This is a genomic window from Acinetobacter sp. NRRL B-65365 (assembly GCF_001605865.1).
GTDB classification, from domain to species: Bacteria; Pseudomonadota; Gammaproteobacteria; order Pseudomonadales; family Moraxellaceae; genus Acinetobacter; species Acinetobacter vivianii.
Genome location: NZ_LRPD01000067.1, coordinates 162,439 through 184,835 on the forward strand (window position 1 = coordinate 162,439; position 22,397 = coordinate 184,835).

Below are 22,397 nucleotides of genomic sequence, written 5' to 3' on the forward strand. Positions count from 1 at the left end.
TTATCTCCTAGTTAAACCATGATTCACGTGCTTTCATGATTAACTGACCCGCTTTGTCATGACCTAAACCTTCGATATCAGAAATATCGTCAGTTGCCTGGTCTGCCAAATCATCAACAGTAACCACACCACGCGCCGCCAATGCATACGCAATCTCAGTTGTCATACCTTCCATACCGAGAAGTTCTGCACTTGGCTCTTGAATATTTTCTTGCTGTTTCAATGCATCCGTCAAAGCAGCTTCTTTCGCACGACTCTGTAGCAATTCAACCAAATCAGCTTCAAGCTCGATTTCGTCAAATGTTTCAGCTGGAACGTAAGCAATCTCTTCTAATGAAGTGAAGCCCATTTCAACCAATGCCATTGCCAAGTCTTCTTCAATATCAAGACGTGTAATAAACATGTCTAAATATTGCTGTGCTTCATTTTGCTGACGAGCACGATACTCTTCTTCTAACATCATGTCGAGTTTATAACCCGTCAATTCAGATGCTAAACGAACATTTTGCCCTTGCGAACCAATTGCACGCGCTAACTGATCATTGGTCGCAAAGATGATGTCAGCACTACGTGCATCTTCATCAAGGACAATACCTGATACATCAGCTGGCTCTAACGCACTTGCGATATATTGTGCTGGATCATCAGACCACACCACCACATCAATACGCTCACCGTTCAACTCTTGCTGTACAGCTTGGATACGTGTACCACGCATACCAATACATGCACCTACTGGGTCAATACGATGGTCATTGGTTTTCACTGCAATTTTAGCACGAACACCCGGTTGACGCGCTGCTGCTTTAATTTCGATGATTTCTTCAGAAATTTCTGGAATTTCTTTCTTCATCAATGCAATCAGCATTTCAGGACGTGCGCGAGACAATAATAATTGTGCGCCACGACCTTCACGGTTTACATTGTACAAAATTGCATTGATACGCTGTTTAGGACGTAAAATTTCTTTGTGAATAGTTTCTTCACGCGCCAAGTAAGCTTCAGCGTTGTCACCAAGATCAATGATAAAGCCATCTTTGGTTTGCTTTTTCACTTCACCGTAAATCAACTCACCGACTTTAGATTCATACGCATCTGCAACCAATGCACGCTCTGCTTCACGAATCTTCTGTACGATCACTTGTTTAGCGATTTGCGCAGCAATACGACCGAACTCGATTGATTCAACTTCAAGCTCACGCACATCACCGATTGACCATTTCGCAGGGTCTACATCAGAAATTGCGTCTTGGCATGCTGGCATTTCATGATCTTCATCCGCAACCACTGTCCATTGACGGAAGGTACGGTAATCACCAGTTTTACGATCAATCTCAACACGGAGTTGAGCTTCTTCAGAATGTGTGCCTTCGTAAAACTTTTTCTTCGTTGCCGCAACAAGTGCTTGCTCTAACGCTTGGAAGATCGCTTCACGACTAACACCTTTTTCATTACTAACCGTTTCTGCAACGGTAAGAATTTCGCGGCCCATAAGTCACCTACCGATTTCTTATAAAATTAAGTTAATATTAGTCTTGATAGATTAAATTTGCTTTATCAATATTATTACTATCAATTTCAAGCACATGATTACCTTCAACTTCGACCTGAATGATTTCATTTTCCAAGTCTACAGAAAGTAATTTCGCCTGAAATTTGCGACGGTTCTCGACAGCAGCAATTAATCGTAAAGCCACTTGTTGCCCGATATAGGCAGGTAATTGATTAAGTTGGAAAAATGGACGATCCCAACCTGGTGATGATACTTCTAAAGCATATTCACCCGAAATTGGATCATGGACATCAAGCATTGCACCCACTTGTTGTGTTACCAGAACACAATCCTGAACGCCAATACCACGCCCGAGTTCAACTTCACCATCTTCATTGAGGACAGGTTCAGCATTTTCATCTACGACTTTATCGATATAAATACGTAGTAAAGAACGCTTACCTTGTGGCAGGAATTCAATCCCCCACAGATCTACACCACACGCAGCTACAGCTGGCGCAATAAGATCATGCAATGCTTGAGATTTATTTGATAATTTCATGTACTCTCGTCGCTCTTATACGAGCCAATCAATCTTAACCGTATAGTGAAGCACGACTATTTGACCAATTGATGTCGAACAACTACACGATAGCTAAACAACCAATAAAAAAGGGCGTAAATCGCCCCTATGTTACACAGAAAAGCTTAGCCCACTGTGCAAAAAGGCCCACCTTATTGTGAGCCTCTTTTTAGAAACTTGGTAGCGGGAGCTGGATTTGAACCAACGACCTTCGGGTTATGAGCCCGACGAGCTACCAGACTGCTCCATCCCGCATCAACGTGCAAAAATTATATACAAATATGAAAAAAAGTCAATTTAAGTTTTCTTCATATCCGTCTGATTAAGTTGCACCTTAATCAAATGGTAGCGGGAGCTGGATTTGAACCAACGACCTTCGGGTTATGAGCCCGACGAGCTACCAGACTGCTCCATCCCGCATCAACACAAACACTGCATACACCGAACTTAACTGGTTATTAAGTTTGGTGCGGAAGGGGGGACTTGAACCCCCACGCCCGAAAGCACTACCACCTCAAGGTAGCGTGTCTACCAATTCCACCACCACCGCAGTTTGTGGGACGCATTCTATTCCTTTAAATACAAAAAGGAAAGTCCTAAATCGACTTATTCAGTCGTTTTAGGTGCATTTGATGAAGTTTCAGGCGATGTTGCCGGCGCAGATGTCGTCGTTTGAACAGTTTTCAAACTATATGCATCTGTGGTTTGTTTCTTTGCAAACACAGCGAGTGTCAAACTGGTGACAAAAAACAGCGCTGTAAAAATCGCAGTCATACGAGTTAAAAAGTTGCCTGCGCCTGAAGCACCAAATACGGTTGCAGCACCGCCACCACCAAATGATGCGCCTGCTTCTGCACCTTTACCTTGTTGTACCAGAACCAAAGCAATAATCAAAATTGCTAGAATGATGTGTACAACGAGTATAAAACTATACATCTCTATTCCTCGTTATTTGCTTTGCGCAAATGCTTTTGCGATTTGGTAAAAAGATTGCGCATTTAAAGATGCACCACCCACCAAAGCACCATTAATATCTGGGCATGCCGCCAATTCAACCGCATTTTCAGCTTTAACACTACCACCATACAAGATCGCAGTATTTGCGCCAAATGCAGTAATCTGCTTTAAGCCTTCACGAATTTTTGCATGCATCGCCTGAGCATCTGCGGGTGACGCGGTTTTACCCGTCCCGATTGCCCAAATCGGTTCATACGCTACCACAATATTTTGCCATTGTTCAGCTTTTACCACCGCTGCAATATCACAAATTTGTTGTAATACGACTTGCTCTGCTGCACCCTGCTCACGTTGCTCCAAGCTTTCACCGACGCAATAAATCACGGTTAAACCAGCACTTAAGGCATTTTGCAGCTTTGCTTTTAATATTTCGACATTGTCACCAAATAATTCACGGCGTTCTGAATGTCCAATCAATACATATTCAATCTGACTGTCTTTTAACAGTTCCGCACTCACTTCACCTGTGTAAGCACCTGTACCTGCCACACGAGAAAGATCCTGAGCCACAGTATAAACGGCTCTGGCTGCATCTTTTAACTGAGCGTGGACACCCGTCAGCGCAATCGTCGTTGGCGCTACACCAATATGACATTGCTCAGGAGAAATATTGTCCTGCTGTAATAACTGCTTAAATTCTTCTATTAGTTGGAAAGCATTCGCATGCATTGGATTCATTTTCCAATTGCCAACAACCCAAGGGGTAATGGTCGAGTTCGACATACTTCGCCCGCCTACTGTTAATTTTCAAAAATGCTGCATATTTTACACGGATTTTTATAAAATTCAGTTTTTTTCTATTGTTTAGATATAAATCAATTTAAAATTTATCTGAATCTAAAATACGCTTTGTTTTACAACGCACATCGCTCTCGTATTTATTTGAAAACAAGAAGCTTCTGGCTGGAAAAAGTATAGGATCAATTTAGAAATTAACGTATTACATAAAATTAATTTGTAAAAAAACTCGATCAGTTCAAAGTTTAGCGATGAATCAAGGCAAAAACGACACTTTCTCTAGTGGCATTTTTGCCTAACAAAAGTATAATTTTTAGGATACATATTATAAACATTTATTGTCATAAGGCGGACAGATGTCAGGATTACATACGTCTCCAAAGTTTTCGGGGTTTATTCGACGGTTAGTTGAAGACAGTCATCTGTCTGCGGCAACCATGCAATCAGCGATTGATGCTGCTAAAAGAGCACAACAAGACATCGTCGCACACTTAATTGAACATCATCGTTTATCGCCACTTACCATTGCTGAAACCATTGCAGCCGAGTTTGGCGAACCTCTGTTTGATCTGGCAGTCTACGATACTGCCTTGCTGCCGCGTGATCTGGCAGACAATAAGCTGATTCAGAAACATAGAGTCGCTCCCCTACTGCAACGAGGCCAGATCCTGTACGTTGCCACCAGTAACCCGACCAATATCGAAGCTCTGGATGCAATTCGCTTTAACACCAAGCTCAATATCGAACCGATCATTGTTGAACACACTAAATTAGAAAAACTGATTGAACAGCAATTTGGGGATTCGGGGAGTTTTGACTTTGGTGATAGCGAAGATTTTGATCTGGATATTGATGTAAGTCAGGATCCGGCAAAAGAAGAAGACGATGCCCCACAAGGCGATGAGTCACCGATTGTTAAATATATCAATAAATTACTGATTGATGCGATTCGCATGGGTGCATCCGATTTACATTTTGAACCTTATGAAAAAATGTATCGGGTTCGCTATCGCGTTGATGGTGTACTCCGTCAAATTGCCAATCCGCCTTTGCAAATGGCAACACGTTTAGCGTCTCGTTTAAAAGTTATGTCGCAAATGGACATTTCAGAAAAACGGATGCCTCAAGATGGTCGTATTAAATTAAAGCTCTCTAAAACCAAAGCCATCGACTTCCGTGTGAACTCACTGCCGACGCTGTTTGGTGAGAAACTGGTGCTGCGTATTCTTGATCCATCCAGCGCCATGCTCGGAATCGAAGCACTCGGTTACGAAGATGAACAAAAAGCTTTATTTATGGAAGCGCTGGATAAGCCTCAAGGCATGCTTCTGATTACCGGCCCAACGGGTTCTGGTAAAACGGTCTCGTTATATACAGGTCTCAATATCTTAAATACTGAAGATACCAATATTTCTACAGCCGAAGATCCTGTCGAGATCAATCTGGAAGGGATTAATCAGGTCAACGTCAATCCTAAAACTGGCCTTACCTTCTCTGCTGCATTGAAAGCCTTCTTACGCCAGGATCCAGACATCATCATGGTGGGTGAGATCCGGGATCTGGAAACAGCAGAAATTGCCATTAAAGCTGCCCAAACAGGCCATATGGTAATGTCGACACTGCATACCAACAGCGCACCTGAAACCTTGACCCGTTTACGTAATATGGGCGTACCGTCCTTCAATATTGCCACTTCGGTGAATCTGGTGATTGCACAACGCTTGGCACGTCGCTTATGCTCTCAGTGTAAGACACCGATCGACATACCGAAACAAAGCCTTTTAGAGCTTGGCTTTACTGAACAGGATATGGCTGATCCTGATTTCAAAATTTTTCAGCCTGTGGGTTGTTCTGAATGTCGTGAAGGCTACAAAGGCCGTGTCGGTGTTTATGAAGTCATGAAAGTCACGCCAGAAATTTCTAGAATTATTATGGAAGACGGCAATGCCTTACAAATTGCAGCCGCATCAGAACAAGCAGGTTTTAGTAATTTACGTCGTTCAGGTTTAAGAAAGGTGATGCAAGGAATTACCTCTTTGCAGGAAATTAACCGCGTGACAAGTGAATAAAATCAATAAAAAGGATTAATAATCATGGCAGCTAAAAAAGCGCAAATGATGCCAACTTTTGCTTATGAAGGGGTCGACCGGAAAGGAGCAAAAATTAAAGGGGAATTACCAGCTCGTAATATGGCTTTGGCGAAAGTCACCTTACGAAAACAAGGCGTCACCATTAAGAATATTCGGGAAAAGCGCAAGAATATCCTTGAAGGTCTGATGAAGAAAAAAGTCACGACGCTGGATATCACTATTTTCACTCGCCAATTGGCAACCATGATGAAAGCAGGCGTACCACTGGTACAAGGCTTTGAAATCGTTGCAGAAGGTCTGGAAAACCCTTCTATGCGTGAAGTGGTATTGGGGATCAAAGGTGAAGTTGAAGGTGGTAATACTTTTGCTGGCGCCTTAAAAAAATACCCGCAATATTTTGATAATCTGTTCTGCTCGCTGGTGGAATCTGGTGAACAATCAGGTGCGCTCGAAACCATGTTAGACCGCGTTGCGATCTATAAAGAAAAAAGTGAGCTGCTCAAACAGAAAATTAAAAAGGCCATGAAGTATCCAGCCACCGTTATTGTGGTGGCTGTGATCGTGACCATTATTCTGATGGTTAAAGTTGTACCTGTATTTCAGGACTTGTTCAGCTCTTTTGGTGCAGACCTCCCTGCGTTCACCAAAATGGTAGTGAATATGTCCAAATGGATGCAAGAGTACTGGTTTATTCTGATTATTGTAATTGGTGCAATCATTGCAGCCTTTCTGGAAGCAAAAAAACGCAGTAAAAAGTTCCGCGATCTTCTGGACAAAATGGCATTGAAAGCGCCAATTTTTGGGGATCTAGTTTATAAAGCGATTATTGCGCGCTATAGCCGTACCCTAGCAACGACCTTCGCAGCAGGTGTACCGCTGATTGATGCGCTAGAATCAACTGCGGGGGCGACCAATAACGTCATTTATGAAGAAGCGGTCATGAAAATTCGTGAAGATGTCGCAACAGGTCAGCAACTGCAATTCGCCATGCGTGTTTCGAACCGCTTCCCTTCGATGGCGATTCAAATGGTCGCAATTGGTGAAGAGTCTGGTGCTTTAGACAGTATGCTGGATAAGGTTGCCACTCATTATGAAAACGAAGTCGACAATGCCGTAGATGGTTTAACGTCTATGATGGAACCGTTAATCATGGCTATACTTGGTATTTTAGTCGGTGGCCTCGTTGTTGCCATGTATCTACCAATCTTCCAAATGGGTTCTGTGGTCTAATACGCATGCAACAAATTATTTATTATTTTATTGAAAACCCAACTGCACTTTATCTTGCGGTTGGGCTTTTTAGTTTATGCATTGGCAGCTTTTTAAATGTTGTCATCTTCCGCACCCCAAAAATGATGGAGCAAGAATGGCATCAGGAATGCCAGATGCTACTTAATCCAGAACAGCCGATAATTGACCAAAGTAAACTGACCTTGAGTCAACCCGCTTCGACCTGCCCCAAATGCGACTCTGCGATTCGCTGGTACCAGAATATTCCTGTTATTAGCTGGTTAGCGCTGCGGGGTAAATGTGGAACCTGTCAGAATCCAATCAGTATTCGTTATCCGTTCATTGAACTGCTGACCATGCTGTGCTCGCTGGTGGTGGTTGCTGTTTTCGGCCCTACTCTAAAGATGCTATTTGGTTTAGTGCTCACTTGGGTATTGATCACACTGACCTTTATTGATTTTGATACCCAATTGCTACCAGACCGCTTTACCCTTCCCCTAGCCGCCTTAGGTTTAGGGATCAACAGTTATGCCATTTATACCTCTGCCAGTCTGGCAATCTGGGGTTATATCATTGGTTTTTTATGCCTCTGGATCGTGTATTACATTTTCAAATTAATCACAGGTAAAGAAGGCATGGGCTATGGCGACTTTAAACTGTTAGCCGCCTTAGGTGCATGGATGGGGCCAATGCTGCTGCCCTTAATCGTGCTACTCTCTTCAATGGTGGGTGCGATTATTGGTATTATTTTGATGAAAATGCGTGGTGAAAATCAGCCATTTGCATTTGGTCCTTATATTGCAATTGCAGGCTGGATCGCCTTTTTATGGGGCGATCAGATCATGAAAGTTTATTTAGGTGGTTAATATGAGTTTTATCTTGGGTATTACAGGCGGTATTGGTAGTGGAAAATCGGCTGCTACACAATGGTTTGAATCCCAAGGTATTACTGTCGTCGATGCGGATATCGTAGCAAGAGAAGTGGTTGAGCCAGGCCAACCTACATTGCAAGCGATACAACAGGCCTTTGGCGACTGGGTTTTATTAGAAGACGGCAATTTAAATCGAAGAGCGCTGCGTGAGCATATTTTCCAGTTTCCAGAAGCTCGTCAAACGCTGGAAAAAATTACCCACCCAGCCATTCGCCAGTCTATTATTCAGCAGTTACAACAGGCCGAAAGTCCTTATGTGATTTTGGTTTCACCTTTACTTTTTGAAACCAACCAGCATGAACTCACGCATCATACCTTGCTGGTGGATGCTGATGAGCAAACCCAGTTACAACGAGCCAGTCAGCGTGATGGGCAAAGCGAAGAACAAATTCGTAAAATCATTGCAGCACAAATGCCCCGCGCTCAAAAACAACAGCTTGCCAATGATATTGTCATCAATGATGGCTTATTAGAGCATCTGCATCAGCAACTTAAACCATTACACTTGAGTTATTTGCAACGCGCAGAACACGCCTTCTAACGTTGTTTCTGCTGAGCCAACTGCGCAGCCAAGCTGTCTTTACGGAACCAGCGCCATGGCTGCAATGCGCCAATCCCCATCCCGATTAGGCCACAAACAATCGCGGCATTCAATGGTTCATTCAATAAAGGAACTGCAATAATCGCGGCAATAAAAGGTGCCAAAGTTACAATACTACCTGTTTTAAATGCACCTAATCGCTCAATAGCAGCCACATAAGTCAGCGTTGCCACAATCACAACCAGCACACCATGAAAAAGCCCTTGAATCAATAAATGTAGAGGTGATGCTTCATGAAAATGCTTGGGAATAAATAGAAGATAAATAGGGAGATAGATGATTGCAGACCAGATCACCACACCCGCAGTTGCGTGCCATGCAGAGAGATTCCACTGTTTCAGCAAAACAGTGAAAATTCCCCACCAGATTGCACTGACAAATAGAAGTAGATCTCCGACGCCCAATCCTGAGGCTTGATCATGCAGCATTAAATAGCTCATGAGTACCAAGGCACTCATCATGATGACTAAGCTCACCCAAGTATGTTTATCAAAAGGTTGCCTAAATAAGATATAGGCAGCGACGGCGGTACATAGCGGAATACAGCCATTCAGGAAAATGGCAGCATGTGCGGCTGGTGCATGTAAAAAGGCGGTATAGACGGTAAGGCAATACACCAGTCCGCCAATCAGCGCCAAAATAACGGGGCGCGGATTCCATAAAAAAGCCAGATCTTTTTTATAGATCAAAACTGGCAATAAAATCAGGGAAGCAATGGCAAAGCGCATGGCCACCAGATCCCAGACACTGACCTGCCAATGTGCATTGAGGCGGGAAAAAATCGTAAATCCGCCCCAAATACACATCGTGATCAGGACAAAGAAATAGCCTTGCGTACGAGCAGTCATTTAGGCTTACATAGAACAATATGAGCTTAAATTATACACCACGTTGACGGCAGGCTTCATACAATGCCATACCTGTTGCCACACTGACATTTAAACTTTGCAGGTCCCCCGACATCGGGATATACACGGTATGATCACATTGTGACTGGGTAATCGGTCTTAAACCCGTATCTTCAGCACCCATGACAATCACCACAGGACCTTTAAAATCACATTGATGAATCGGCAATGCTTTTTCATCCAACATGGTACCAATCACACGGGTGTGTGTGCTGTCTTTCAGATGTGCCAAGGTTCTTGCCAGATTGGTCACTTGAATAAACTTAACTTTCTCGGCACCACCAGCTGCAACTTTACGCGCTGTCGGCGTCAAGCTTGCTGAACGATCACGTGGCACAATCACCGCCTGAACACCCATCGCTGCCGCAGTACGAATACACGCGCCAAGATTGTGTGGGTCAGTCACCTGATCAAGCGCCAATAACAACGCATCTGGAGACTGCTGCATAAGTTCATCCAGATCTTTTTCATTCAAGGTCGGATGAGGGCGAACTGCGGCAACCACCCCTTGATGGAAAGGTAAACCAGCCAGTTTCTCCAGACTGTCACGACTGGCTTTTTGAATACTGATGCCAAAAGGTTCAGCAAGCTGCAAGATTTTTTGCAAACGCTGGTCATCTCGACCTTTTAATGTAAATAAAGTCAAAACGCGTTCAGGCTCTAACTCCAACAATGACTCCACCGAATGAACGCCATAATAATATTCAGGTTTTGCCATGAACGACCTCGTTTAGCACTTCCTCTTTTACAAAAAAGAGAATTAGGAATTTTGAAAAATAAAAATCCTGCAAAGTGACTTTACAGGTGAGGAGCGATTATAGCTCCGCAAGAGTACTTAATAAAAAAATCCTGCAAAATGTCTTTACAGGATTTTTATTGACTCTAGTGTACTCGATTTAGAAAGGAATAGGTTAGCCTTCTAAATGACAGACATAATCAAGTACATCGTCTGCTTCAATCAGAAAGGTACTATTGCCAGGGACATAGAATGACTGACCTGCACGGAATAATTCACTTTCTGTACTATCTGCGATTTTTACACGACATTCACCAGAAATAATTTCCATACGCTCTGGTACATGTGTTTCAAAAGTTAAAGGCTGTTCAGTGGGTAAAATTACACCTAAAGTCTTTTTTGTACCATCTTCAAATTGTACTGTATGGCTGATACATGCCCCACCAAAATACACATTCGATTTCTTGATGACCGTTACATGATCAAACTGCACTGAACTCATGCGTACTCTCCAAATAATGCCGCATTTATATTAGGTTATGCTGGACGTAGTTTAATTGTGCCGTGACAACTAATCAATCCATTTTCTGGGCTAAACATAGCAATTTTCATACCTGAGCCCAGATTAACAAAGCAAAGCTTTGTCTGGGCGCAAGACGAACAGCTATGCTGTGAGTAAAGAGGAAAAAACAAAGTGAAACTTTGCCCGAGCGCAAGACGAACAGCTAGACTGTGAGTAAAGAGGGAAAAAACAAAGCGAAGCTTTGTCCTGAGGAACGACTCAAGTTCCGCAAGAAGACGAGTAGCCAAGCTGCGAGTAGCAAGAAACATTAATATATTTACCCAAACGCAAAACCTTAACTCCCCATATAAATGTTGAAGAAAAAGCCAAGAGGTCAAACACATACCAAAATAATCTTCTATCCATACAGTAAATAAGGAAAATCCTACATTCAACTCTTGTAGCAACTTTAAAACTTCTCTATCTTTAAGCAAAAGATTCTGTGCATTGGATGCGTTTATGCTCACCCATTTAACTTTAATTAATTTTGCACTCGCTGACCATTTGGCTTTAGATATTGAACAAGGCTTCAATGTGCTGACTGGTGAAACTGGCGCGGGCAAATCATTATTGTTAGATGCGCTCTCTGCATGTCTGGGCGAACGCACGGATACCAATTATGTCCGCTATGGCGCTGACAAAGCCGATGTCACAGCCGTATTTAGTTATCAAGCTGACAGTGCCGAAGCGCAATGGCTCGCCGAGCATGAACTAGATGATGATTCTGGTGAGATCCATTTAAGACGTGTGATTTTTGCTACAGGCCGTAGTAAGGCCTGGATCAATGGCCGTCCGAGTAGTTTGGCTGAACTCAAGGAAATTGGACGATTACTGGTACAACTCTATAGCCAGCACAGTCAACAACAGTTATTAGAACCGCCTTATCCAAAACGCTGGCTAGACCGTTATCACAATTTTGCAGAACCTTCGAATGCCGTTCGTGAAGCATATAGCACGTGGCAAAAGAATATTCGTCAGCATCAAGCCGCGTTAGATGCGCAAGCAACACGCATTCAAAAAATACAAAATCTAGAATCTCAAATCGAAGAACTTGAAGACGTGGTTCAAACCGATTATCGGGAAATTGAGCAAGAATTTGATCGTCTTAGCCATCATGAACATATCATGCAGGACTGTAGCTATAGCCTGAATGTCTTAGATGAAGCTGAGCAGAATATTACGCAGGAAGTCGCATCGATCATTCGTCGTTTAGAATCTCATGCAGGCCGTAGTGAACAGCTTGCCAATATCTATAATGCGTTGTTAAATGCGCAAAGCGAAATCGATGATGCTACGGCGAGCTTACGTCAATTTATTGACCGTCAAAGCTTTGATCCAGAGCGTATGGAACAACTGAATGCGACATTGGAAGTATTCCATCGCTTGGCCCGCAAGCATCGCACTCAACCCGAATTACTCAAACAAGAATATGAAAGCTGGCAGCAAGAATTAGAACAGTTGCATCAACTGGAAGATCCAGAAACTTTGGCGGAGCAAGTCGAAGTTTCGTATCAGGCGTTTATGCAGAAAGCACAACACTTAGATGAGATTCGTCGTGCAGCAGCGATTCCGTTAGCGAAGCAACTCACGGAACAGGTCAAGCCATTAGCATTACCTGAAGCGCATTTTGAATTTAAGTTTGAACCCTTAGAACCTGCCAATGCAGAAGGCCTAAGCTTCATTCAACTGCTATTTACCGCCAATAAAGGGATTCCGCCTCAACCGCTGGCACGTGTTGCATCAGGAGGTGAACTTTCGCGTATTGCCCTCGTCATGCAAGTCATGAATGCGGAAAAGACAGATGCTGAAGTACTGGTATTTGATGAGATCGATGTGGGGATTAGTGGTGGTACCGCCGAAGTTGTTGGTCGCTTACTGGCTGATCTTGCACAACATGTTCAATTGTTATGTATCACCCATCAGGCTCAGGTTGCAGCGCAATCTGACCAGCATCTGCTGGTGAAGAAACAACAGACAGATCCGGCAAGCAGTACCATTATCGAATTGGGTGAAGAGCAACGTATTTTAGAACTGGCACGTATGTCTGGCGGGGTCGAAATTAGTGAGACCACTTTGCAGCATGCAAGACAGTTACGTCAGCTTAAATTTCAGTCTGCCTAAGTAACGGCACAAAATATTAGAAAATAATTGGCGAAATCCGATCAACTCTTGTATGTTGATAAAAAGAACCTATATAGATAGATCAGCACAATACATTGAGGGAGAACCGCCTAGGTGACGAAACAATATCTAACTCACCGTTGTCTAATCGCCCCACCAGACATGGCCGATGACTTCTTTGCCAATACAGTCATTTATGTCGCTCGCCATGATGAAGACGGCGCTCAGGGCATTATCATCAATCGTCCTTCTGAATTACAGATCAAAGAATTACTCAATGATTTAGAAATTGATGCCGATAATGTGCATCCGCATGCCGTATTGCAAGGAGGGCCATTACGTCCAGAAGCAGGTTTTGTATTACATACAGGCCAACCAACATGGCATTCATCTATTGCTGTGGGCGAAAATGTCTGTATCACCACCAGTAAAGATATTCTGGATGCAATTGCGCATAATGAAGGTGTGGGTCGCTATCAAATCGCCTTGGGCTATGCCAGCTGGAGCAAAAACCAGCTTGAAGAGGAAATTACCCGCGGCGACTGGCTGATCTGTGAGTCGGATATGGATTTGATTTTCAATCTGCCTTATGGCGACCGCTGGGACGCGGCATACAAGAAAATTGGTGTAGATCGCACCTGGTTTGCTTCCGAGATTGGTCATGCCTGATATGCAAACAGCTCAATCCATTATGGCTTTTGATTTTGGTACACAGAAAATGGGGATGGCAATTGGTCAATCTACTATCGAAAGTAGCAATCCCCTGCCATTATTTGCCATGAAAGACGGTATTCCAGACTGGGATAAGCTATTAAAGCTCGTCAAAGAATGGCAACCGACCTTATTTTTAGTGGGTTTACCGCTGAATATGGATGATAGTGAATCTGAATTGTCAGCTCGTGCACGGAAATTTGCCCGTCGTTTACGTCATCGAACCAATATTGAAACGTGGATGGTAGATGAACGTCTGACCACACGTGAAGCAAGAGAAGAACTCGAATCTTATCAGAGCAAAGGTCAGGCCAAGCGATTATCGGCTGATAGTTTTGCTGCTGCATTATTAATTCAAAGCTGGTATCACGATCCTGTCGGGATTACACCTTAAAGAAATCTATAACTTTTTATCATTTAGCGGCGTTCCATGCCGCTTTTTGTTGTCTCATTCTTGAATGAATTAGACCACTTGGAAACCGCATTGATTATTTTTCAATAATTCTGACTGTCGCAGTACGTCCAGAAACAAAAGCTAATGGATTATGCGGTTGCTCATCCAATACAATTTTTACTGGTACACGTTGTGCCAAACGCACCCAGCTAAAGGTTGGGTTCACATTTGCCAATAAATTTGAACTGCCAGAGCGCTCACGGTCTTCAATCCCTGATGCAATCCCCTGCACATGACCACGAATCTGTTGACGATCACCCATCAACTGTACGGTTGCAGCATCACCCACATGAATACGATTGAGTTTAGTTTCTTCAAAATAACCCACCACATAAAGCTGTTGACGGTCTAAAAGTGCAGCCACGGCTTGCCCGACTTTAACGTAGTTACCCACACGTAAATCAAAGTTCGATAATGTTCCATCCGCAGGTGCAACCACTTCTGAACGATGCAGATTTAATTGCGCCAAATGCAGCGCGCTGTTTGCAACCTCAATCAAAGCCTGTTGTTGCAGAATAGCAGCATTGGCTTGTTCAATATTGGCAGTCAATTGCTCTTTCTCTGCGACAGCTTGATCACGCACAGCAAAGACCTGATCCTGCTCCTGTTTCGAAATCGCACCATCCATTAAGCTGGCATAGCGAGCCGCATTTTTATCAGCTAATTTTTTGTTTGCTTCAGTTTTTACCAAACTGGCTTTGGCCCCTGCCAACGTGGCATGCGCTTGTGCCAAACCAGCTTTGGCTTTGGCTAAATCTGATTTGGCCTGTTCCACATCCAGTGCCTGACGTGCGACATCGATTTTAAACAGCACCTGCCCTTTTTTTACGGTCTGGTTGTCTTGCACCAGCACTTCAGTGACCAAGCCATTCACATCTGAAGCGACCTGAATCACATCACCACGAATACGGCCATCACGCGTCCACGGTGCAGCATTGTAGTAATTCCATAAATGCACAACCGTATACACTGCAACCAGCACAGCCAGTAGTAATACAATTGGACGTATGACTTTTCTCACATCAAATGCATTCATGTTCATTACCTTTACCATTTATCTTTAAATCATTAAATTTCATAGACACTTTATTCAAAACACTTAAGCCCATAACCACACGAACAACCAGTGCACCAGTAGCATGAGCCCCAAGTAAAAGCACAAATTAAAAATACTCGGGAGTGCAATCCAACCTTTACTGATCAGGCGATCCAGCAATGGGCCAGCCAGCTTAAACAAGACATAGGCAATAATGGCCTGTACCAAAAGAATGGGAATATAAATGCCATAAAGATTAAGTTCACCCATGAGATACACCTAAGCCATACATGTCTGAATAGCGCTGTTCTGTGGAAATATGACCAATGCTTTCGCAAATATTATTGAGCGAAATCAAGAGTCGTTGACGTAATTGAGCATCTTCAATCTGCGGTGCAATACGCTGCAAACGCGCTATTTGTTGCACGATTTCTGCTGGGAAATGATGAATTGAGAGCTGTTTCTCTTGTGCCTGAAAATACGCTGTAAGTTGCTGTTGCAACGCATTCACTTCTTGTTGTAGCTCTACCATTTGCGGCAATTTTTGACTAATTTCTTGCAACCGCACCAGATCAACAATCGAGCTACTTTCAACCAACGCATTTTGAATTGCAGTTTTAATTTCTGGATTTTGTACCATCTTGGTATTCAATACGCCGACACGATCTAACATACTGCGTAAATGAATTTTGAAATCACTGCCATAAGACAGATGTAATGCCTGTCGCATCGCTTGATAATGCAAAGCTAAAATTCGTGTCGCACTGGTATCTGGAGAAACGGCACGTACCAGATCAATCACAATCAGGGAGACCATTACACCCAACACCATTGCAAATGAACTGTCCAGATAAGACACCGCATCCATGGTGTATTGGTTATGCAGATTCAAACCCATCATGGTGTTAATGCCCAATACCATACCAATTGGCATCAACATCTGATTCGCCATCATGGTCACTGCCACCAGAAATACAGGGAACAACACCAGTGCCAATTGCCAGAAGTGAGTCACATGCGGGAAGATACCAAAGGCGTATAAAAATACCAGTCCTGCCGAAACAATACTGCCCCAGATGAAAATGCGTAGCACAGGCACAGGATTATCCAGCGCTGTCAAAATACAGGCGGTGATTGCGCCCATTTGTGCCATCATGAAGCCCGCTTTCCAGCCCGACAAAATCCATGCACCTGTAACAATAAAAGTGATCAGTACAGCACTAATTCCGCCACGAATCGCAATACCATGATCTCGATGCAAACTCGGATATTTCGTAGTAATCGACGTAATTTCAGCAGGAATGTCTTTTTTACCTTGCTGAATCTGTTGCCAGATCAGTTTTACCGCCAGAATATTGGCAATAAAATGACGAACATCCATTTTCAATGCAGCCAGCACAATTTGCTGTTCAGGAGTTGCAATCGAAATCAGCTCAGCAAAATCTTCTTCAAAACGATCAGGCAAAGCTTGTAAATCTGCCGGACTTAAAACCCTTTCCTGTTTTAGAAAGATCAAAGTATCCTGACGAATCCGATCTAAATGTGGGGTCAGATTGGTCACTTGCATTTGCCCGAGCTGTTTCACCCGTTGCGACAAAGCTACCAGATTCGCCACCACCAATGAAACCTGATGCAGCATTTCCTGCAACGGTTTGGTCATGCCATTTAACTCACCTTTTTCATAAGCCAAATGCACAGCCAGCGCATGAATATCTGATGCATCGCGGGTAATTACCGAAAGCACCTGCGTGTAATTTTCTGGCTCTTTCTGAACCGTAATCAAACGCTCAAAGGTATTTTCCAGATCATTCAGAGTCTTATTGACACGCTGCTTGATCATGGCCCCGACATGGACAGGGAAAAATGTTGCAGAAACAACCGCAGTCGCCACCACCCCAATCGAAATTTCCAGCACCCGCGCCAAAGCGATATCAAACATATTGTAGGTATCGATATAGGTAATTGCGTTATACACAATCATTGCGGTGGAATAACCCGCCAGCATGAAGACATAACTACGTGGCGTACGGTCAAGTAGCGACACATACAAGGCAAAACCCACCCACAAAGACAGGATAATGGTAAAAAGCCACGGCGTATTAATAAAATGCGGTGTGAGCAGTAACGCAATAATTGCACCCGCAACAGTTCCCACTAAACGATACACACATTTGGAAGACACCATGCCTGAATAAGGATTGGCAATGATCAGGACAGTACCGATCGACCACATCGGGTTAATCAGGTCTAGTTCAAACGAGATAAACAATGCCAGCATACCTGCTACAAATGTTTTGCACGCAAAGATGATGTCGAGTCGACTTGGTCTAAAAGCCAACAACTGTTTAAATAGCATGAACATGTCTCAATTTAGGGTCAGCTTGATCCTCATCACATCCATAAAAATGTGACGACTCGTCCAGACTGATCTGAAGAATTCAAATCAGGGCAATCGATAGGAATAAAACTGGATATTGGGAGTGATATACAATGCTTGTGCTTGGTATTTTTAGAGAGATTTCCCTAAAAATAATTATCCAAATAAGACATTGTGGTGTTAATTTTTTCAAAACAAAGCGAATTAGTCAACATAAATTATCACTATTTGATAATTTTTAATTTTAATCTAAAATAATGACGTTAATATTTCATCATTTTCTCAGCATCAGACTCTATTTCTTCACAGAAGAAGAGCAAATTTAAAATCCCATACACCACTTAAGCCTTTTCTGTTATAAAGCAATAAAAGTTCGGTTTTCACGTTATTTTGTAAGGAGTAGACAACGCATCATGGCAATTTCGAGTTTTGGTAAAATTCTCACCGTGCTGGATTTATTTTCAGTTTCACGTCCGATTATCAATGTCGATAATATTTGTGATGAGCTTGGTCTCTCCAAACCAACTGCCTATCGTTATTTAAAAGAACTGGTTTCTGCCGATATCCTCAAACGGATTAGTGGCACATCAGGTGACTACACGCTTGGTTCTAAAATCGCAGTTCTTGACTATATTTCGCATAGTACTGATCCACTGATTCAGATCAGTATTCCGTTTATGCGCGATATTGTAGAACGTACCGAGCTGTGCTGTTTACTCACCTATTTAAATCATGATTACTGTATCGATCTGCATCATGAAACCTTCAAGGAAGCTGAATTGATTTCATATGGTCGAGGTTGCCCACGCCCTGTTTATGTCGGTGCCTCCCCGAAGATTGTGATTGCGCATTTAACTAAACAACGGATTCAGGCTTACTATCAACAGTTCACGCAGGAACTGGCACAGGTGGGTTTTGCCAATAATGCAGATGAATTTATGCAACAGATGCGAAAAATCAAGAAACAGGGCTTCTATTTATCACAAGGTGAGATTGACCCAATGGTATGCGGTCTTTCAGTGCCGATTCGCTTCTCAAACAAAGAAGCCCCTATCGCCTTGACATTGGTTGCCTCAAAGAACCGCTTTGATTTCCTGAATATTCAAAAGCTCATCGAAATTCTACAAACTAATGCTTCTCAAATCGAACATAAGTTCGTTACGCTTTCTGAAAACCAGAATAGTCAAATTTGAGAATATTAAAAAACATTTACATTTTTCACTGTTGTAAATGCCAACAAATTCTCATATTATGATTATGTTCTTCAGCATACTCTCCCAAAGAGCATGACTTTCCTCAGAGAACTAAGCTCATCGTTGTTATGGGCTTTTTTCTTGCCTTAAATTTTTCATCCCATAAAAAAAGCCCTCTCAATAGAAGGCTTTTCGTATTCAAATCATGCTTAAGGCTGTTTTAAATATGGCCAAGCTGCTTTCATATAAATAAACATCGACCATAATGTTAAAATGACCGCAGCATAGAGCAAGGCATAGGCCCAGATCTCTAAAGGTTTCCAGTTCAACAGGAATACACTGATCGCGATCATTTGAAAGGCTGTTTTGTATTTTCCGACTGTTGAAACCGCAACACTGGTACGCGCACCGAGTTCCGCCATCCATTCACGCAAGGCAGAAACAGTAATCTCACGGGAAATAATCACAATCGCAGCAAACGCCATAGAAATGGTCGGTTGCCATTGCACCAGAACGATCAAAGCCGCTGCAACCATTAACTTATCTGCCACTGGATCAAGAAAGCGCCCAAAAGCAGAAGTTTGATTCAGGGTTCGTGCCAAATAGCCATCAAACCAGTCGGTCACCGCTGCCAAAACAAAAATCGCAGTCAGTACCATATGGCGCATCATTCCCCCATGATGCTCAGCAATTCCAATTGCTGGTGGCCAATAGGCAATCACCAAAAACACGGGAATCAGGGCAATACGTGCCAAGGTTAAGATATTAGGAATGTTCAGGATTTGCCCTGTGCTCATAAACACCGCCATGTTGTTCGCATCAAATGCAGTTTGCACAAAGGATGTGCTGAGATTGTATTCATGTGTAGGCAACTTTATACGAAATGCACCGCAGTGTCGACTAGGCAAAAACCGCAACTGTTTGTCTAAGCACCGCAATTAAACGGTTTTCACGATTCCAGAGATAGGCATATTCGGTGGAATAACCATGTTCTGCGTACTCTGTCACAACTTTATATTTAAACCAGTCTTGTATCTGCTCCGCCACAGGATGTAAATAAGTAATCTGCCATGTCAATGAACTTGCGGGTGCAGGTGTCTTGAACATCGGCAATACACCAGGCGGCCATACATCCATTAATGCAAACAGATCAGGCAATTGCATCGCACGGTTCTGATGCAAATCTGGTGAAAAACGACTCCACCCACCGAAGTCAGGCACTTTGCTGCCTGCCATTGGATAACTGCCTTCAGCCCAGCACAATTCGAAATGCTGTAAGCATTCAGGCATGAGTCCTTCAATATAAAATGTTTTATCGAGTTGCTCAGGCGTAGGATAATCAGGTACTTGTGGCAGATTTTCGACATGAATTCGGGACTCACGTGGCGAACCAAAGCTGGCAATCAAGATACTTTGCACCGCTTCGTCTTGCCACAATCTTACTTCAAGCGTAGTCACGGACTTACCTTCACGTAAGATTTCCGCGGTAATTTTTGCTTGTCCTTGCTGTACAGGCCCTACAAAAGTGATATTGCAGCTGAGCAGTTGCTTTGCCGCATCTTGTACGACCGATAAAGCTTTCTGGATCAGAATGCCTGCGACCAGACCGCCAAACACCGTGCGACCTTGCAGCCAGCCTGATGGAATATCAATCCATTCTTGTTGTTCAACCTGCTGATAGAGCGGAAGCAATGACATCATTTTTCCTTCATGATCAAAACATCCTATCTTTGAATGTTTTTAGCGATTTGTGAATGATCATTGATACAACCTCATCAGGACGATTGAGTCAATTGAACTTTTTATTCATGCAGAATTTTATAGATTGTCCGCGCCATCACTTCACCTAAGCCCGGAACCAGCATTAACTCTTTTTCAGAGGCTTTTAATACCCCTTGAATACCACCAAAATGGGTGAGCAAATCACGTCTACGTTTTGGCCCTAAACCAGGAATGGCTTCCAATACTGAACTACTACGACGTTTATCGCGCTTAGCCCGATGTTTGGTGATCGCAAAACGGTGGGCTTCATCGCGAACCTGTTGAATCAGATGCAATGCTTTATGATCTTCTGGCAATTGAATCTTGGTGCCATCGGTAAAATGTAGCGTTTCCAGCCCCGGCTTACGTCCTTCACCTTTAGACACACCAATCATAAAGGCGTCGAGTTGCAGTTCCTGCATCACGTCCATCGCCATATGCAACTGCCCTTTACCACCATCAATCAACAGCAGGTCTGGCAGCATATTCTTCTTATAACGTCGGGTCAGAGCTTGGCGCATTGCAGCATAATCGTCCCCACCAGTAATATCCTGAATGGCAAACTGACGATAATCGCGTTTTCTGGCGCCGCCCTGATCAAACACCACACACGAAGCAATCGGTGCTTCACCCATGGTATGACTAATATCAAAACACTCAATACGATCGATTGGGCGGCCGACCACCTGCTCTAACTGATGAAAACGCTCATTGAGTTCCAGATGATTACTCAACTTGCCTTTAATCGCATGCTGCACATTCATTTGCGCCAGCTCGAGCCATTCCGCCCGAGTTTCACGCACTTTATGCTTGATCTGGACCTTTTTATTAAAGGTTTGCTGCAAAGCCTCTTCCAGCTGTGCCTTGTCAGGAATATCGATATTCACAATCAATTCAGACGGTACTTCATCTGCCACCTGAAAATAAAAGTTCGCCATAAAATCACTGAGCATCTGCCCCAAATCATCGCCCAGCATATCTGGAAAATAACTTTTTCCGCCCAGCATACGCCCATTACGCACATGCATGATCTGCACACAGGTCACACCAGCCTGATAAGCAATCGCCAGAATATCGGCCTCACCCTTAATTTTAAACACCGCTTGCTGAGCCTGAACTTCACGTAATAAGCCCAAACGATCGCGGTAGAACACGGCTTTCTCAAATTCCAGTGCCTCTGCCGCCTGCTCCATTTTTCCAATCAGTTCCTGATTCAGCTCTTTGGTATCACCTTGCAGAAAACGAATCGAGTTATCCACGTCTTCTTTATAATCTTCAGGACTAATCAAGCCCACGCACGGCGCAGTACAGCGTTTAATCTGATATTGTAGACATGGGCGTTTGCGCTGTGAAAAATAGCTGTTTTCACACTGACGCACATTAAATAGTTTTTGTAAAACCAATAAGGTATCTCTGGCACTATAGGCACTGGGATAAGGCCCAAAGAATTTGCCAATCTGATGCTTGCCTTTCCCCCGCCCACTGGCGATCCGTGGATAAGGTTTATCCGCAGAAACAAAGATATAGACGTAAGACTTATCATCCCGCAACATAATATTATAAGGCGGGCGATGCAGTTTAATCAGGTTCTGTTCGAGTAATAAGGCTTCCGTTTCCGAGCGAACCACCAGCGATTCAATATCATAAATACGGGCCACCAAGGCCTGCGTTTTAGGATGATCAATGGTTTTTACAAAATAGCTCAAGACACGATTTTTCAGGTTTTTGGCTTTGCCCACATACAGTAGTTCACCATCCTTACCTAGCATTTTATAAACGCCAGGTAACTGGGTCATATGCGCCAATATTTTTTCAATATGTTCTCGAGCGTTTGGGTTCACGGCATGCCTATTCT

At 43.3% G+C, this 22,397-nt stretch carries 21 protein-coding genes and 3 tRNA genes; 8 read left to right on the plus strand and 16 right to left on the minus strand.

Annotation, left to right across the window (positions count from 1 at the left end; genetic code table 11):
• Nucleotides 1–7: 7 nt before the first annotated feature.
• From nusA to tpiA, 7 genes are all read right to left on the minus strand, one after another.
• The gene (nusA, locus tag AWW72_RS17420; RefSeq protein WP_004774096.1) at nucleotides 8–1,492 is read right to left on the minus strand and encodes a transcription termination factor NusA; all 1,485 of its coding nucleotides are present in this window, start codon (nucleotides 1,490–1,492) and stop codon (nucleotides 8–10) included.
• Between the two features lie 37 nt (nucleotides 1,493–1,529).
• Nucleotides 1,530–2,054 (minus strand): ribosome maturation factor RimP, encoded by a 525-nt coding sequence (gene rimP, locus AWW72_RS17425; RefSeq protein ID WP_004774094.1) that lies wholly within the window; start codon nucleotides 2,052–2,054, stop codon nucleotides 1,530–1,532.
• 199 nt (nucleotides 2,055–2,253) lie between these two features.
• Nucleotides 2,254–2,330 (minus strand) — tRNA-Met (locus AWW72_RS17430).
• Nucleotides 2,331–2,418: 88 nt separating this feature from the next.
• A tRNA-Met gene (locus AWW72_RS17435) sits at nucleotides 2,419–2,495 on the minus strand.
• A gap of 45 nt (nucleotides 2,496–2,540) precedes the next feature.
• A tRNA-Leu gene (locus tag AWW72_RS17440) sits at nucleotides 2,541–2,625 on the minus strand.
• A gap of 56 nt (nucleotides 2,626–2,681) precedes the next feature.
• Nucleotides 2,682–3,011, minus strand: coding sequence for a preprotein translocase subunit SecG (gene secG, locus AWW72_RS17445; protein WP_062848143.1), 330 nt, complete (start codon nucleotides 3,009–3,011; stop codon nucleotides 2,682–2,684).
• Nucleotides 3,012–3,023: 12 nt separating this feature from the next.
• Nucleotides 3,024–3,815 carry a triose-phosphate isomerase gene (tpiA, locus tag AWW72_RS17450; protein ID WP_004774091.1) on the minus strand — a complete coding sequence of 264 codons (792 nt, stop codon included), beginning with the start codon at nucleotides 3,813–3,815 and terminating at the stop codon, nucleotides 3,024–3,026.
• Between the two features lie 371 nt (nucleotides 3,816–4,186).
• Between tpiA and pilB the strand changes: the two genes are divergently transcribed.
• Genes pilB through coaE form a run of 4 tightly spaced genes read left to right on the plus strand, consistent with a single transcriptional unit; the run spans nucleotide 4,187 to nucleotide 8,623 of the window.
• Entirely contained in the window at nucleotides 4,187–5,899 is a 1,713-nt protein-coding gene (pilB, locus tag AWW72_RS17455) for a type IV-A pilus assembly ATPase PilB (protein ID WP_004774090.1), read from the plus strand.
• A gap of 24 nt (nucleotides 5,900–5,923) precedes the next feature.
• Nucleotides 5,924–7,150, plus strand: a complete 1,227-nt coding sequence (locus tag AWW72_RS17460; RefSeq protein WP_004774089.1) for a type II secretion system F family protein — start codon at nucleotides 5,924–5,926, stop codon at nucleotides 7,148–7,150.
• A gap of 5 nt (nucleotides 7,151–7,155) precedes the next feature.
• Nucleotides 7,156–8,016: a prepilin peptidase gene (locus AWW72_RS19795; protein ID WP_005255469.1), complete on the plus strand. Its 861-nt coding sequence runs from the start codon at nucleotides 7,156–7,158 to the stop codon at nucleotides 8,014–8,016.
• 1 nt (nucleotide 8,017) lies between these two features.
• A complete protein-coding gene (gene coaE, locus AWW72_RS17470; protein ID WP_062848144.1) occupies nucleotides 8,018–8,623 on the plus strand; it encodes a dephospho-CoA kinase in 606 nt (201 codons plus the stop codon).
• Here coaE and AWW72_RS17475 read toward each other — a convergent pair.
• The 3 genes from AWW72_RS17475 to ppnP all read right to left on the minus strand — a co-directional run bounded on the left by AWW72_RS17475 (nucleotide 8,620) and on the right by ppnP (nucleotide 10,829).
• Nucleotides 8,620–9,531 carry a DMT family transporter gene (locus tag AWW72_RS17475; protein ID WP_062848145.1) on the minus strand — a complete coding sequence of 304 codons (912 nt, stop codon included), beginning with the start codon at nucleotides 9,529–9,531 and terminating at the stop codon, nucleotides 8,620–8,622. The two genes, coaE and AWW72_RS17475, sit on opposite strands and share 4 nt — an antisense overlap.
• 31 nt (nucleotides 9,532–9,562) lie before the next feature.
• Nucleotides 9,563–10,309 (minus strand): 23S rRNA (guanosine(2251)-2'-O)-methyltransferase RlmB, encoded by a 747-nt coding sequence (gene rlmB, locus AWW72_RS17480; protein ID WP_004774084.1) that lies wholly within the window; start codon nucleotides 10,307–10,309, stop codon nucleotides 9,563–9,565.
• A 193-nt stretch (nucleotides 10,310–10,502) separates the two neighbouring features.
• On the minus strand, nucleotides 10,503–10,829 hold the full coding sequence (ppnP, locus tag AWW72_RS17485; protein ID WP_004774082.1) for a pyrimidine/purine nucleoside phosphorylase: 327 nt from the start codon (nucleotides 10,827–10,829) through the stop codon (nucleotides 10,503–10,505).
• 519 nt (nucleotides 10,830–11,348) lie between these two features.
• Between ppnP and recN the strand changes: the two genes are divergently transcribed.
• From recN to ruvX, 3 genes are all read left to right on the plus strand, one after another.
• Entirely contained in the window at nucleotides 11,349–13,010 is a 1,662-nt protein-coding gene (gene recN, locus AWW72_RS17495) for a DNA repair protein RecN (RefSeq protein WP_062848147.1), read from the plus strand.
• A gap of 114 nt (nucleotides 13,011–13,124) precedes the next feature.
• Entirely contained in the window at nucleotides 13,125–13,679 is a 555-nt protein-coding gene (locus AWW72_RS17500) for a YqgE/AlgH family protein (RefSeq protein ID WP_004774079.1), read from the plus strand.
• Nucleotides 13,672–14,115 carry a Holliday junction resolvase RuvX gene (gene ruvX / locus AWW72_RS17505; RefSeq protein ID WP_062848148.1) on the plus strand — a complete coding sequence of 148 codons (444 nt, stop codon included), beginning with the start codon at nucleotides 13,672–13,674 and terminating at the stop codon, nucleotides 14,113–14,115. Before AWW72_RS17500 ends, ruvX begins: the two co-directional genes overlap by 8 nt.
• A 94-nt stretch (nucleotides 14,116–14,209) precedes the next feature.
• On the opposite strand, the gene AWW72_RS17510 is transcribed toward ruvX, so the two are convergent.
• The 3 genes from AWW72_RS17510 to AWW72_RS17520 form a co-directional block, all read right to left on the minus strand.
• Nucleotides 14,210–15,211, minus strand: coding sequence for an HlyD family secretion protein (locus AWW72_RS17510; RefSeq protein ID WP_062848149.1), 1,002 nt, complete (start codon nucleotides 15,209–15,211; stop codon nucleotides 14,210–14,212).
• A gap of 63 nt (nucleotides 15,212–15,274) precedes the next feature.
• A complete protein-coding gene (locus AWW72_RS17515; RefSeq protein ID WP_004774072.1) occupies nucleotides 15,275–15,481 on the minus strand; it encodes a DUF1656 domain-containing protein in 207 nt (68 codons plus the stop codon).
• Entirely contained in the window at nucleotides 15,474–17,567 is a 2,094-nt protein-coding gene (locus tag AWW72_RS17520) for an FUSC family protein (RefSeq protein ID WP_062848150.1), read from the minus strand. Before AWW72_RS17520 ends, AWW72_RS17515 begins: the two co-directional genes overlap by 8 nt.
• A 434-nt stretch (nucleotides 17,568–18,001) precedes the next feature.
• On the opposite strand from AWW72_RS17520, the gene AWW72_RS17525 reads away from it, so the two are divergent.
• Nucleotides 18,002–18,781: an IclR family transcriptional regulator gene (locus tag AWW72_RS17525; protein ID WP_005255489.1), complete on the plus strand. Its 780-nt coding sequence runs from the start codon at nucleotides 18,002–18,004 to the stop codon at nucleotides 18,779–18,781.
• A 209-nt stretch (nucleotides 18,782–18,990) separates the two neighbouring features.
• On the opposite strand, the gene pgsA is transcribed toward AWW72_RS17525, so the two are convergent.
• The 3 genes from pgsA to uvrC form a co-directional block, all read right to left on the minus strand.
• Nucleotides 18,991–19,578, minus strand: coding sequence for a CDP-diacylglycerol--glycerol-3-phosphate 3-phosphatidyltransferase (gene pgsA, locus AWW72_RS17530; RefSeq protein WP_005255491.1), 588 nt, complete (start codon nucleotides 19,576–19,578; stop codon nucleotides 18,991–18,993).
• A 103-nt stretch (nucleotides 19,579–19,681) separates the two neighbouring features.
• Nucleotides 19,682–20,479, minus strand: a complete 798-nt coding sequence (locus tag AWW72_RS17535; protein ID WP_005255494.1) for a thioesterase family protein — start codon at nucleotides 20,477–20,479, stop codon at nucleotides 19,682–19,684.
• Nucleotides 20,480–20,583: 104 nt separating this feature from the next.
• Complete coding sequence (gene uvrC, locus AWW72_RS17540) at nucleotides 20,584–22,383, minus strand: excinuclease ABC subunit UvrC (protein ID WP_081410396.1); 1,800 nt, start codon at nucleotides 22,381–22,383, stop codon at nucleotides 20,584–20,586.
• Nucleotides 22,384–22,397: the final 14 nt, after the last annotated feature.

Excerpts from the sequence above, each read along its gene's own strand:
- nusA (WP_004774096.1), bottom strand. The coding sequence starts at position 1,492 with ATGGGCCGCGAAATTCTTACCGTTGCAGAAACGGTTAGTAATGAAAAA.
- rimP (WP_004774094.1), bottom strand. The coding sequence starts at position 2,054 with ATGAAATTATCAAATAAATCTCAAGCATTGCATGATCTTATTGCGCCA.
- secG (WP_062848143.1), bottom strand. The coding sequence starts at position 3,011 with ATGTATAGTTTTATACTCGTTGTACACATCATTCTAGCAATTTTGATT.
- tpiA (WP_004774091.1), bottom strand. The coding sequence starts at position 3,815 with ATGTCGAACTCGACCATTACCCCTTGGGTTGTTGGCAATTGGAAAATG.
- pilB (WP_004774090.1), top strand. The coding sequence starts at position 4,187 with ATGTCAGGATTACATACGTCTCCAAAGTTTTCGGGGTTTATTCGACGG.
- AWW72_RS17460 (WP_004774089.1), top strand. The coding sequence starts at position 5,924 with ATGGCAGCTAAAAAAGCGCAAATGATGCCAACTTTTGCTTATGAAGGG.
- AWW72_RS19795 (WP_005255469.1), top strand. The coding sequence starts at position 7,156 with ATGCAACAAATTATTTATTATTTTATTGAAAACCCAACTGCACTTTAT.
- coaE (WP_062848144.1), top strand. The coding sequence starts at position 8,018 with ATGAGTTTTATCTTGGGTATTACAGGCGGTATTGGTAGTGGAAAATCG.
- AWW72_RS17475 (WP_062848145.1), bottom strand. The coding sequence starts at position 9,531 with ATGACTGCTCGTACGCAAGGCTATTTCTTTGTCCTGATCACGATGTGT.
- rlmB (WP_004774084.1), bottom strand. The coding sequence starts at position 10,309 with ATGGCAAAACCTGAATATTATTATGGCGTTCATTCGGTGGAGTCATTG.
- ppnP (WP_004774082.1), bottom strand. The coding sequence starts at position 10,829 with ATGAGTTCAGTGCAGTTTGATCATGTAACGGTCATCAAGAAATCGAAT.
- recN (WP_062848147.1), top strand. The coding sequence starts at position 11,349 with ATGCTCACCCATTTAACTTTAATTAATTTTGCACTCGCTGACCATTTG.
- ruvX (WP_062848148.1), top strand. The coding sequence starts at position 13,672 with ATGCCTGATATGCAAACAGCTCAATCCATTATGGCTTTTGATTTTGGT.
- AWW72_RS17510 (WP_062848149.1), bottom strand. The coding sequence starts at position 15,211 with ATGAATGCATTTGATGTGAGAAAAGTCATACGTCCAATTGTATTACTA.
- AWW72_RS17515 (WP_004774072.1), bottom strand. The coding sequence starts at position 15,481 with ATGGGTGAACTTAATCTTTATGGCATTTATATTCCCATTCTTTTGGTA.
- AWW72_RS17520 (WP_062848150.1), bottom strand. The coding sequence starts at position 17,567 with ATGCTATTTAAACAGTTGTTGGCTTTTAGACCAAGTCGACTCGACATC.
- AWW72_RS17525 (WP_005255489.1), top strand. The coding sequence starts at position 18,002 with ATGGCAATTTCGAGTTTTGGTAAAATTCTCACCGTGCTGGATTTATTT.
- pgsA (WP_005255491.1), bottom strand. The coding sequence starts at position 19,578 with ATGAGCACAGGGCAAATCCTGAACATTCCTAATATCTTAACCTTGGCA.
- AWW72_RS17535 (WP_005255494.1), bottom strand. The coding sequence starts at position 20,479 with ATGTCATTGCTTCCGCTCTATCAGCAGGTTGAACAACAAGAATGGATT.